General features: G+C 63.4%; 13 protein-coding genes. 6 read left to right on the top strand and 7 right to left on the bottom strand.

From position 1 onward, the window contains the following. Positions 1–595: 595 nt before the first annotated feature. Both QH168_RS00675 and QH168_RS00680 read left to right on the top strand, forming a co-directional pair. Complete coding sequence (locus QH168_RS00675) at positions 596–2,095, top strand: Eco57I restriction-modification methylase domain-containing protein (RefSeq protein WP_280232380.1); 1,500 nt, start codon at positions 596–598, stop codon at positions 2,093–2,095. After that, complete coding sequence (locus tag QH168_RS00680) at positions 2,095–3,039, top strand: BsuBI/PstI family type II restriction endonuclease (RefSeq protein ID WP_280232381.1); 945 nt, start codon at positions 2,095–2,097, stop codon at positions 3,037–3,039. The genes QH168_RS00675 and QH168_RS00680 overlap by 1 nt, the downstream gene beginning before the upstream one ends. Positions 3,040–3,263: 224 nt before the next feature. On the opposite strand, the gene QH168_RS00685 is transcribed toward QH168_RS00680, so the two are convergent. The 7 genes from QH168_RS00685 to QH168_RS00715 form a co-directional block, all read right to left on the bottom strand. Continuing rightward, complete coding sequence (locus QH168_RS00685; protein ID WP_280232382.1) at positions 3,264–3,797, bottom strand: hypothetical protein; 534 nt, start codon at positions 3,795–3,797, stop codon at positions 3,264–3,266. A gap of 417 nt (positions 3,798–4,214) precedes the next feature. Next, complete coding sequence (locus tag QH168_RS00690) at positions 4,215–5,024, bottom strand: ESX secretion-associated protein EspG (RefSeq protein WP_280232383.1); 810 nt, start codon at positions 5,022–5,024, stop codon at positions 4,215–4,217. 306 nt (positions 5,025–5,330) lie between these two features. Continuing rightward, the gene (locus tag QH168_RS00695; protein WP_280232384.1) at positions 5,331–6,749 is read right to left on the bottom strand and encodes a hypothetical protein; all 1,419 of its coding nucleotides are present in this window, start codon (positions 6,747–6,749) and stop codon (positions 5,331–5,333) included. A 17-nt stretch (positions 6,750–6,766) separates the two neighbouring features. Continuing rightward, entirely contained in the window at positions 6,767–7,141 is a 375-nt protein-coding gene (locus QH168_RS00700) for a hypothetical protein (protein WP_280232385.1), read from the bottom strand. Positions 7,142–7,153: 12 nt separating this feature from the next. Further along, the gene (locus QH168_RS00705) at positions 7,154–7,708 is read right to left on the bottom strand and encodes a DUF3558 domain-containing protein (RefSeq protein WP_280232386.1); all 555 of its coding nucleotides are present in this window, start codon (positions 7,706–7,708) and stop codon (positions 7,154–7,156) included. 171 nt (positions 7,709–7,879) lie between these two features. Beyond that, on the bottom strand, positions 7,880–8,080 hold the full coding sequence (locus tag QH168_RS00710; RefSeq protein WP_280232387.1) for a DUF397 domain-containing protein: 201 nt from the start codon (positions 8,078–8,080) through the stop codon (positions 7,880–7,882). Continuing rightward, complete coding sequence (locus QH168_RS00715; protein WP_280232388.1) at positions 8,077–8,967, bottom strand: helix-turn-helix domain-containing protein; 891 nt, start codon at positions 8,965–8,967, stop codon at positions 8,077–8,079. Before QH168_RS00715 ends, QH168_RS00710 begins: the two co-directional genes overlap by 4 nt. Before the next feature lie 337 nt (positions 8,968–9,304). Between QH168_RS00715 and QH168_RS00720 the strand changes: the two genes are divergently transcribed. From QH168_RS00720 to QH168_RS00735, 4 genes are read left to right on the top strand one after another with little or no spacing between them, the layout of a single operon-like run. Then, complete coding sequence (locus tag QH168_RS00720) at positions 9,305–9,778, top strand: hypothetical protein (RefSeq protein ID WP_280232389.1); 474 nt, start codon at positions 9,305–9,307, stop codon at positions 9,776–9,778. After that, positions 9,775–10,134: a hypothetical protein gene (locus QH168_RS00725; protein WP_280232390.1), complete on the top strand. Its 360-nt coding sequence runs from the start codon at positions 9,775–9,777 to the stop codon at positions 10,132–10,134. The genes QH168_RS00720 and QH168_RS00725 overlap by 4 nt, the downstream gene beginning before the upstream one ends. 5 nt (positions 10,135–10,139) lie before the next feature. Beyond that, positions 10,140–10,484 carry a hypothetical protein gene (locus QH168_RS00730; RefSeq protein ID WP_280232391.1) on the top strand — a complete coding sequence of 115 codons (345 nt, stop codon included), beginning with the start codon at positions 10,140–10,142 and terminating at the stop codon, positions 10,482–10,484. Continuing rightward, positions 10,481–11,482 carry an NAD-dependent epimerase/dehydratase family protein gene (locus QH168_RS00735; RefSeq protein ID WP_280232392.1) on the top strand — a complete coding sequence of 334 codons (1,002 nt, stop codon included), beginning with the start codon at positions 10,481–10,483 and terminating at the stop codon, positions 11,480–11,482. The genes QH168_RS00730 and QH168_RS00735 overlap by 4 nt, the downstream gene beginning before the upstream one ends. The last annotated feature ends 368 nt before the right edge of the window (positions 11,483–11,850 follow it).

An 11,850-nucleotide genomic window follows, 5' to 3' on the forward strand; every position in this document is an offset into this window, starting at 1 on the left:
ACTGGGAGCAGGCCGATTCCGCCGAGGACGGGACGGGCGAGCAGTCCTGGGAGTCGTTCGCCACCCCGGAACTGACCGCCATTCATTCCTCGCTCATGGAAGCGATGGCCTCGCTGAAGGATCCGCGCACCCGCTGACCCGCCGGCTGTGCCCTGCGGCCGCGAATGCGCCGCAGGGCTTCGGCGAAGGAACCCACACCATCGTGGTGCTGGACGGATTGAAGATCCCCATGCCGCGACACAACGCGGTGCATAAGGTCGAAGAGATGGCCCGGGATCTGATTGCCGTGCGCAGCCGGTGCAGGTGGAGCCGGACGATTTGCGTACTCCTGCGACCGATGTGGATGGTTTGCGTAGGCCGATGGGGGCAGGCGTTGGAGGCGTTGAGCGATGCGTTCGGGAGGTTGGTGTGCGTGACAGCGGAGTGACCCTGAAGGCGCCGTAGCGCAGGTCGCACCGAGCATCGATGCTGTTCTACAGTGGGTGAACGGGGTCGGAACCACGCCGAGCTATCGGGTTTCAGGGCGTCCTTACCGCACGCGCAACACGGTCGGTCTGGGCTTGGCTCGTTCTTGCCGGTGCGGCATGATGGCCGGATGCGACGCGATCTCCTGGCCCTGGCGGAGCGGAACCGCGTAGCTGCCCTCTCGGGGCTCGAGGTCAAGAGCCGGGAGGCGCTGGGCCAGTTCTTTACTCCAGAACGCACTGCATCGCTCATTGCCAGGATGCCGCGCCTGCCCGAAAAAGGGCACCTCCGGGTCCTTGACCCCGGTGCAGGTTCTGGAATGCTGAGCGCGGCGCTTGTGTCCCGCATCCTCGACGAGCGTCCGCGACTGTCGGTACATGTCGTTGCCGTCGAGTGCGACTCTTCGGTCATCCCGTTCCTGGAAAACACTCTTGACGCCTGTTCGGCCGCAGGTGGGGGTCGCGTGACCACTGAGTTGGTTGCCGCCGACTACATTGCCGAAGCAACCGGCCTCGATACAGATGACCGGCTGACCGGGTTCGATCTGGTCATCCAGAACCCGCCCTATGCCAAGCTGGCTGCGTCGTCGTCGGCACGCGCAGCGGTGCGGAGTATCGGTGTGGACGCGCCGAACCTTTATGCGGCTTTTCTGGCGCTGGCAACAGTCGCGCTCAACCCGAACGGCCAGCTTGTTGCTATCACGCCTCGATCGTTTTGTAATGGCCCGTATTTCGGCGCGTTTCGCAGCCATCTGCTGGACGAGATCGCGTTGGACAGGGTGCATGTTTTCGAGTCGCGTTCCACGGTCTTCGCCGATACTGGCGTGCTGCAAGAAAACGTGATCTTCTCCGGGACCCGCGGTGGCGCTCGTGATCGAGTGACGCTGTCAACGAGCGACGGACATGAGGACGACGCCCTGCATCGTGCTGTGGCGTACTCCGATGTCATACACCCCGATGATCCCCACCGATTCGTCAGGATCGCAGCCAACGACGACGACACCGAGGTCGCTGAGCGGATGCTGTCCTTTCCGCACACCTTGGCGAGCCTTGGAATTTCTGTTTCGACTGGACGCGTCGTCGACTTTCGATCGAAGGAATGCCTGCTCACGGAGTTTTCTGAGAACGCGGTCCCGCTCGTCTATCCGGGCAACATTCGCGGCGGTATGGTCAGCTGGCCCCGCGAGATCCGGAAACCGCAATGGTTTTCGCCGGCGACGGGCAAGGACGAGAAACTGCTCCTCCCGGAGGGGTGGTACTGCGTCGTCAAGCGGTTCTCTTCGAAGGAGGAGCGTCGCCGCATCGTGGCGGCAGTGTGGTCGCCGGAACAGAAACCCGGCCCGGTCGCATTCGAGAATCACGTCAACGTCTTCCACGTTGGTGGCAAAGGTCTCGACCGAGACACCGCCTTCGGCTTGTCCATGTGGCTCAACTCCTTGCTTGTAGACAGGTTCTTTCGCACGTTCTCTGGGCATACTCAGGTGAACGCCACCGATCTTCGAACCCTGCGATTCCCGGATCGTGAGGCACTGCGGAGTCTGGGTTCGCTTGCACCACAACAACTTCCAGGCCAGAACGAGGTCGATGAGCTAGTCGAGAAGGTTCTCGATGTGGTAGACACTGCTGCGTGATGAGCATCTCCGCCAGGGTCAGCGAGGCAAGGTCACTGCTCGACGCGCTTGGTATGGACGCAGAGCGGTCCAATGAACGTTCGGCACTGACTCTCCTGGCTCTTCTGCGGCTGCGCCCAGCGGACTCGTGGAGCGCAGCGGCCAACCCCATGCTCGGAACCCGGTCGATCATGGACTGGATACGCGACGAGTACGGCCGCAACTACAAGCCCAACACCCGCGAAACCTTCCGGCGTTTCACACTCCATCAGTTCGTGGAGGCTCTGCTGGTACAGGAGAATCCTGATAAGCCCGACCGGCCGAAAAACTCGCCGAAGTGGAACTATCAGGTGGAGATTGCGGCATTGAAAGTCATCCAGCGCTTCGGGGCTCCAGGCTTCGACTCGGCGCTTGCCGACTATCTCGCGGAAGTGCCGGGCTTGAAGGCGCGATATGCTGCGGCCCGAGAGATGAATCGCATCCCTGTTCGCAGCGCTGATGGCAAACAGTTCACCCTGTCTCCAGGGGGACAGAACCCGCTCGTCAAGCAGATGACAGAGGATTTCTGTTCACTATTCACACCCGGGGGCGAGCTGCTCTACGTCGGAGATGCAGGCGACAAATTTGTAGTCTTCGAGAAAGAGCGCTTCGCCGAACTCGGAGTGACCTTCGATATGCACGGAAAGATGCCGGATCTTGTCGTTTACATGGAGGACAAGGACTGGCTTGTCCTCATGGAAGCCGCTAACTCCCATGGGCCTGTAGATTCGAAGCGCCGCGGAGAACTGTCTGCTCTGTTCAAGGCTGCCACCCCGGGCCTTGTGTATGTGTCCTGTTTTCCTGACCGTAAAGAGATGCGGAAATACCTTCCCAGTATTGCCTGGGAGACAGAGGTTTGGTGCTCCGAAGATCCAACACATTTAATCCACTTCAATGGAGAGCGGTTTCTGGGACCATACGAGTGAATTTCTGAATCAGACCCTGGAACTCCTGGCCCTTACTTGGGTCGGTGATCTGATTAGAATAGCGCTCGTCGCCTATGGGTAGGCAGAGCGTCACAAATTTCATTATCGGCAGCGTGTCAGAAGAATGGGTTGGCGAAGTGGGTGAGATCTGCGTCGATAAGTGGCCGCGGCTTCCAACCCGCGGCCCGCGCGACCGCTACCTGCACGAATCCGGCGGTTGAAGATCAACTCGGGAGAGCATGCTCAGTCGCGGGATTCGCTTGTGTCTGCGCGAGGATGCGAGCGCGGTAGAGGGAGAATACTGCGGTTATCGCCAGTATCGCTGTTGCGAGCGATATGGCGATCCGGAATCCGTGTCCGACGAGGAATTCTGTTGTCGCGCGCTCGATCTCCGCCACGGTGTGGCTGTCTCGTTCGCCGAAGATGCTCGCCCGCGGCCACTGATAGAGGATCGACAGGAACTGACCGCTGATCAGGAAAACCAGCGATGCTGCGACCCAGCCCCGCGCCTGTCGGGTCCACAACGCCACCACGATCGCGATCACCGCGGATAGTGTCATCACCCCGCCCATCGGCCGCATCACGCCTCCGATATCCACCACGGTCATGAACTCATCGGACAACGCCAGCGACTCGGGTACATCTCGAAACATGTTCGGATACAAGAAGATCGTCTCGGCGACAGTGATCGCGAAGACGAAACTGACAACCGCCGCGTACGCGCCGACGGCTGCAAGTGGAATTGTAGTCGACCTCATCGGTTCGACGTTATGACCCCGAGTTCATCCACACATCCGGCGCCGTCCCCCAACCCGCGTCAGGGTGTTCCCCGACCGGCGTGATCGCATCGTGTTTCGTCGTTGATGAAACGGAAGCGTAGCGAGCTCACCAGTGGGGGTTGAACGCGCACTCGATTACCGTGCCGTAGTTGCGGTAGTCCTGCAAATTGCCTGCCCGGGTGCGATAGTCGTTCAAGGCTGCCCAAACGCTTCGTCTCTGCTCATGCGAGCGCCTGCCCCCCACACCGAGGGCCTCTCAGTGCTGATGAGTAGCGAAGCGCACCCTCCCTCGATTATGGCCGCCAGCGTGCAATCGGTGCCGCCGCTTCACCGCGTCGGTCGGCAGGCGTGTTACTCCAGCTCGGCCGGCTACTCCGGGTAGACCTTCGTGACGGGTCAGCGGTAGGTGTGGTCGTTGTCTTCTCGGTGGTCTTGGAGGGTGCGGGTGAGGAGGTTGTCGAGGTGGGTGGTGAGGTCTCGAGGGTTGGTGGGGGTGGAGTGGATGGAGGCGGTGGTGCGGATTCGGTAGCGGCCTTCGGGGTAGTCGATTATGTGGAAGTCGCGGGTGGGGGTGGGGCGGTTGTCGAAGGTTGGGCCGGGGTAGACGGCTATGTGGGCAACTGTGGTGCGGGGGCGTTCGAAGAATCGGGTGATTCGGTCGTGTTGGGAGCGGGGCGAATCGTCGCGGAAGCGGGTGAAGGGGGCGTCGTCGGGGGATTCGAGGTCGGTGCGGTTGACCTGGAAGCCTTCGGCGGTGCCGCGCCGTGCTTCGGGGAGGGTGGCGATGACGCGGGCGGCGGCGTTGCGGGCGCGGAGGTATTCCATGCGTACGGCGCCGCCGGTGTTCGGTTTCGCGGTGGGCTCCTGGGTGAGGATGACGGCACCGGCGCCGGAGACGGCGGTGTGGATGCGGAGCATGGTGGTGGGGTCGGCGTCGGCGCGGGGTGGGACTCCGGTCGGGGCGCCGGCGAATCCGGCCACCTCGATCCGGGCCTCGGGTTCGACCAGGACGCGCAACGGGCCGTACAGGTCTTCATCGAGGATGGATTGCAGGCGGGTGGCGGCGGATTTGTAGGCGCGGTCGTAGGCGTCGGCGGTGGGTTCGGACGGCCGGTATTGCAGTGGGTAGGGGAGGATGTCGCGGCCGATGGCGTGCCAGAGCACGGTGAGTTCCAGCCCGGACAGGGTCCAGGTGCGCTGTGTCATCGTGTCCACCCTGTGCTCATTCGCTCAATCCCTGCATTTACCTGATCCCTGGCTCGCCCGGTGGTGCGCTCGGTCCGGTGGTGCGCTCGCGTGGTTCTGGGGTTCGCGCGGTGGTGCGCTCGCCCGGTTCTGGACTCGCCTGGTTCTGGATTCGTCGCATTCTGGACTCGGCCGGTTCTGGACTCGTCGGATTGTGCGCATGCGCGGTTCTGGGCTCGTCCGGTTCTGCGCTCGCCCAGTTCCGCACTCGTCGCGCAGTTACGGGCAGCGCATGGGCGCGGCCGCGAATCGTCGTCATCGTGGGCGTTATTCGCCCAGGACCGGTGGCACGGTCTTCGGTCGGTGTTCGGGGTCGAGGCCGGTCAGTTCCTCGCCGTTGCGCTGGTTGACCAGGGCTTCGGCGATGGCGGACTTGGCCTTCTCGTTCTCGTCGTCCGCTTTCCCGCCGCGTGCGCCGGGCGGCATCATCGGACCCATGGCCATGGGGCGGGCACCTCGGTTCGTCGCGCCCGTGGTGGCGGCGGCCGCGGTGCCGATACCGGTGCCGCCGGTGCCGGGGAGCGATCGCCCGGGGCCGCCGGAGACCGAGCCGCCCGGTATGCCGGAGCCCGAGCCGCCCGAACCGGAACCGCCCGAACCGGAACCGGGGCCGCCGCCCGATCGCGAGCCGAGACCGCCGGAGCCGAGACCGCCTGGGACGTAGCCGGTTCCGGGCAAACCGCTGGTGCCGGTCGAGGCCGTAGTGGTGGAGGCGGGCGTGCCGAGGCCAGGGGTGGTGGTGTTGCCGAGGCTCGACGGGTTCGTCGACGGGTCTACGCCCGCTGGGTTGGTGTCGTCGGTTTCCTCGCCGGTGGTGCCCGGAATCTCTTCTTCCTCGTCGCCACCGGGGTTGGCGGGCGGATCCCATTGGCCGCCGCCTCGCCCGTCGGGCGGCCACGAACTTGGCGGGGGTGCGACCGGGGGGACGGTGCCCGGATCGTGGACGGGGTTGTAGGCCAGCGGGATTCGTGGCTGGCCGGTATCGCCCTCGCGGATGCCGGGCTGGTAGACCTTCTCGAGGATCGTGTAGGTGGCGATTTCGGCCGCGTTGGTGCGGTCTTCATTCATTTTCCAGGTGGGGCCGGGTGTCCAGCTGGCGACCTTGCTGCCCCAACCGCTGGTGTCGGGGCTGGGTTGGACGTTGGCCTTGGTGACCTCGACCGCCGATTTCACCAGCTCGACCTTGCCCGCGACGATCTTCGTGCCCGACACGAGGCTCTTGGCCTTCTCGACATAGTCGATGATCCCCTGCGCGGCCGCCTTCTTGGACTCGCCCTGCCAGGTGTCTTCCATCGCCGCAAGGATTTTGGGGCCGAAGGTGGTGAGGCCGGCTTCCAGCTTCTCTGCACGAGACTGCCAAGCCTGGTGCAACGTGGTCATGGCGGCGACGTCGACGGCCTGGGCCTTGCGGTACAGCTCGTCCAGGTCTTCGCTGCGGACATTACCGAACAGGGCATCGGGAACGCGCGGATCGTGGAATTCGCCATCGAAATGATTATCGGCCAGATCCTTGATTCGATTGCGAGCGGCAATTGATTCCGGGCTTTGATCGCCCAGTGCGATCGCCAAAGCGTTGGCGGCGGAGTCGAATTCGTTGTTGGAGGTCAGTACCGCACCCAATGGGCCGGATAGAACCAGCTTGCCGACATTGGAGACAACTGTTTCGAACGATGGAAGACCGAGCACCGTGCACCCCCTGCGCGTTAGACGCCGTTGTAGCCTTGCGAATTGGTGGAATCTTGCTCTTGCAGGCGATCCAAAGTGGCTTTGATGGTATCTCCCATGAGCTCCAGGACTCGAATGTGGTCCCGGAGGGCGGTATCGAGGTCGCCGTTGCCCTCGGCGTCGACTGCCTTGAGGCCGAATAGCTTGGCCAACTCTTGACCGCAGGCAAATTCGCCGAGTTCGGTCACAACGGCCATTTCTTCGATGCCTTGACGGGCGGCCTTGTATACGTTTATCTGATCCTGTATCGCGGTATGGCAAGCCTTGGCGACCGAATCGTCGATCGACAGCCGCCCGGCTTTGGCTTCGTCGGAAAGGTACTGCCAGCGCGATATTTCATCGTTCATGGTCATGCTGAGGCCCCCTTATTCCGGGATCGACGGCATCAACGCTTCTGCTGCCGAAATTGCGCGTGTGCACGGGTCCCCTGCCTCGCCGGAGGAGGTCATATTGAAGATTGATACTTGAACTGACCCGGAACCAGATGGGAATGCGAGATAGCATTTCTCGTCGTAGCGGTCGTAAGATTTTCGAAACTGTACACCGGCGCGCCCACCGACCGTGACTTCGGAATAATCGGTGTTCTTGGTGTCCTTCTTTGCGTCATCGACCGAATGCGCGGTCGACCAGACCGTGAGCGTGTAGTTCCACTCTGGAGTGTCGTGCCATGAGCACTTCTTCCACCCCTCAACGTTCTCAACCCCCGAAACCGTGCTGTCCTGGGTTGATTCGTCAACGCCGAGTTGGTTGAGCGTGGCGCTATCGACTTCCGTGCAGGGGTCCCACAGGGCTTCGGTGGCTGCGGCGCTATCCGTGGTCGATACCGGAGTCGCGGTCCCCTCGTTGGCCGCATCGCACCCAGTTGCGGCCAGCAAGGCTCCCGCAAGCATTGCTACCGCTGCTGTCGTTCGTCGTCCCACCGCTGCTCCCGTCCAGCCACCGATTTGTCCGCTCGTAGTGTAGGACGCACCGAGTGCGCGATCGGTTCCACTGATTTGCCTGCGATCCGAACACGTTCCGGACCGCAGGCGGAACAAACTGGTGATTCAGTGAAAACCCAGGTCAACGCGGTGACTTGGGTGGGTGTCGGGCTATTGGGTGAACTTGCCCGCTCGTACAGCGCTCGCGAACACGTCCCACTGATCTGGAGCGAAGATCAACGCTGGTCCAGCTGGATTCTTCGAATCCCGGACGCCCACGCGGTCGCCTCGGAGCCAAGCTACCTCGACGCAGTCGGTTCTCCCGCTGCTTCGACTGCTCTTGAACCATTTCCCCGACAGATGAATGCTCACGCTGTGTAGCTCCTTGCTGCCCGTCTGAGCAGTTCCCGCGATTGTGTCTCGCTCAGTGCTGTACTCCGTATCGCCGAAGCAAGTTCATGGTAGCGCCGTACGTCATCTGCGGCCTCGAGATAGATGTCGGGATTCACCGTTCCTTCGAGGTAGACCAGCGGTGGCTCAACAGGCCGTCCCTTGCTGTCTGTGCCGAAGTCGAGAGTCACGAAGGGGCCGTGGAGCAGTCCATTCGTGCATCCAGCGGAGAAGGGATGTATGCGAATCGAGATGTTCGGAAGCTTGCCGATCTCGGCAAGGTGTCGCAGCTGAGCTGCCATGACAAGTGGCCCGCCGATGACACGGTGTAGCGCTGATTCGTGCAGCAGTAGTTCGAGTTTGACCGGATCGGACTTGCGGGTGACGGCTACTTGCCGCTTCATCCGCAGCTCGACCCGCCGCTCGATGTCCTCGGGGGTTGCGTTCTTGTAGAACCCGCCGATCATCGCCCGTGCGTAGTCTGGCGTCTGCAACAGGCCCAGTACGATCTCCTGGTACGCAACCAATTCACGTGCTGCGGCAGCAAGCTCTACATGCATGTTGAAGGTTGCGTCACCGTACAGACCGGCGAATGCGGTGTACCACGATGGCGTTTGGGTCTGTTTGGCGAGCTCGACGGCACGCCGGGTGTCGGTCTCCTCGACCTCGTACAGAGCGCAGAGAGCGTCTACGTCGCGAACTCTGACCTTCTTCACCCCTGCGGTCTCGATCCTATGGAGTGCCGTCTTACTAAGTTCCACAAGCTCCGCTGCTCTATCGAGAGACAGGCCGCTGCGCTGGCGGGCATCGCGCAGGAACCGGCCGATCTGGCGGCGGGGCAACGTTGATGGTGTGTCGTCGTTGGTCATCGTTTCTGCTTTCGTCTGTAAAAGCGGAACAATCGGATCCGATTTTCGGAACAACTCACGTATGGAATCGGAACCGTTCGTGGGCGTTTGGTCGAACTGGATCCAGTTGTTCTGAATCCCTTGGCGCGCGCGTGCTCTCGTGATCTCCTGAGCTCAGCGTTCGAGCATCACCGCAACGACTCACCCCATACGAATCCCCCAGCATCGCAACACCATCCGCAAGCGGTCCCGCCTGGCAGCGAGCTTGCCGATGGCTCCGCCACCTGAAGGTGATTCGTAGCCGCGGCCGGTTCGGACGTGTCGGAGGTTCGTCCATCGATCAGGTTTGGGAGTTGTCATGTCATATCCGCATGCCGCGGAGTTCAGGCCGGGTGACGGCAGATCGGCGGTCATCGGGTTCGTTCGGGAGGCGGTGTCGGGGCCGCATGCGGTGCGTCATGCCGCCGAAATACGTCGATACGCGGTCGGTTCGGGGCGGCGTTATGTCTATACGGTCCGTCCGCCGTCCGACGACGCCGACCCGATCGCCTACGCGCTCGGCATTGCCGCGGCGCTCGGTGTCGATACGATCGTCGTCTTCGACCTGGCGCATGTCGACGACAGCCCCGCCCGTATCTGCGATGAGGGCTTCGATCTCGAAACCGTCTGCCCCGCAACCACCTGGACCCGATCCTCGGTCGCCGACGAACCTGCCGTGCCCACCGAAACGATCGCACGAGCGAGGCCCGAGGCAGGCGATACGCCGCACGGTTCGGTCTCATGTCTGCCTCGCCGGGGTGTGGCTCGGCGTATGGAGGTGGCAGTCGCGTGAGGGGAACGGACGACGTTGTCGCACCACTGGTTGTCTGCGAGTCGGCGGATGTCGAGCTGGCGCACCAGCTGATGCGGCGGCATCGGGAGTGCCGGATCGAGCGATGTGCCTGGAAGTGGGTCGCGTACAGCACGCTGGTGCGTTTCGGGCGGCTCGCGCCGCAATCGACGAGCCCACGGGAGCGGGCGTTGTTGCGGGGGCTCGAGTTTCCCGGCGGACGCGAGGTCGGACAGTCTGCGCTGCGCACGTACACCGATCGCTGCGGCGATTCCATTGCCATGACCGATATCGCGACCCTGCGCCAGGTCCTCGACGGACTCACCGAGAAGGTCCACGACGAAAGACATCAGGGGTGATTGCCATGGATTCCTGGCAGGTAATGACCAGCGTCGCGTCGGTGCTTGCCGGCTGCGGTATCGCGGTGCTCATCATCGGGTGCTTATGGCCCGCCGAACAGCCGCAACGGGCCCCGGTGCATCGCCGGACCACGGTTGGCCACTCCACCCGGACGGTCAGCAGGAACAGATCGTGGACCTGCGATCTTCCGTTGGCTCCGCTCTCACTCGAGGACGCGCACCAGGCGATGCGGCATCACCGCGAACACGATTGCGCGCGGAAGAAGGCGGCGTTCGCCACGCTGGTCGCGGCGGGCCGCATGACCCCGGATTCGTCGCGGCGATACCGGCGACTGGAGGTGGTGTCGTGAACCATGTCGTAGTCACCGGGGGCGCGGGGTTCCTCGGTTCGCATTTGTGCCGAGCGCTGCTGGCGTGCGGTGATCGGGTCACCGCAATCGACGACCTGAGCACAGGCCGGGCGAGCACGATCGCTCACCTCCATGCGCATCCGTGGTTCGCTCTGCGCAAGGCCGATGTGACAGCGGTCGGCGCGTTCGCCGATCTCGACAGCGTCACACACATGGTGCATCTGGCCGGTGCGGGTGGCTCGGATATCCGCAGGCGGCCGGTGGAGACGATCCGGGCGGCGTCCACCGGCACCTTGGCGGCGCTGGATCTGGCGTCGGCTCGTTCGGCCCGCATCGTCGTCTCCGGTGCGCACGCGACGCCATCCGGTGGACGCGCGCGTATCGCCACCGGCGGCTCGGAGCTCGACCGCCTCCGCGCCGCAGCCGAACTCATCGCCGAATCCTCCGCTCGGCACTATCCGGACGCGAATGTCGGCATCGTGCGGCCCTTCGAGGTCTACGGGCCACACCAGCGGCCCGGCAGCGGAATCGGCGCCACGATCTGCGCCGCCGCACTCCGCGATCAAACCGTGTACCTCACCGACGACGAGGCACGCTCGTTCATCTACGTCGCCGACGTCGCCGATGCCGTGATCGCCATGCTCGACAGCGACATTCCCGGCCCCGTCGATATCGGTGGCCCGATGATCGCCCTGTCCGAATTCACCCGCCTCACCATCGACCTCGCCGGACGCGGCTGGCTGGAAACACCGCCGAGCCCGGAAAGCGGCGCCGGGCCCGACATCCCGCCGGGCGTCGCCGCCACGGTCCGAAGCGGCACCCGCCCACCGAATCTCATCCACACCCACGCAGTCCTGGGCTGGAAGCCGACCACATCGCTGCCCACGGGTCTGTGTTGCACGCTCGACTCGATACAGGCCGTGCTGAGCGCGAGCCGCACCGGTGAGGGGCGCGGGCGCGGAACTAGAGAACAGAGCGTCGGTGGGTTGCGTCGGTGACCAGTTCGAGAACTGAGCGAGCAGGATGGCATCGTTCGCTCACTCGGATCGCGGCGAGAGATACCGCCGACGAGTCAGTTCGAGCCACTATGCACCGCTGCGACGAAGGCTGGGTGGCCGCGGATGACTATTACCGAGTCGCTTTCGATTGGTTGGATTCGGACGTATCTGGTCGCGCGTTCGTGGGCCGCGTAGGCGATGATCAGGAGCCCCGGGAACCAGCCCGGCATGAAGGCGAGGGCCAGTAGCGGTGATAGAGGCCCTGTGATGAGTCCTAGGTAGCCAGCCGTGAGGAGCCCGAGTAGTGGCACGAGACCTGCTGCTACGAGCGTGAGGCTGGTTGCCCGCAGTATTCTCCGTTGGCCGAT

Origin of the sequence: Nocardia cyriacigeorgica (assembly GCF_029868385.1) — a bacterium.
Classification (GTDB): Bacteria; Actinomycetota; Actinomycetes; order Mycobacteriales; family Mycobacteriaceae; genus Nocardia; species Nocardia cyriacigeorgica_F.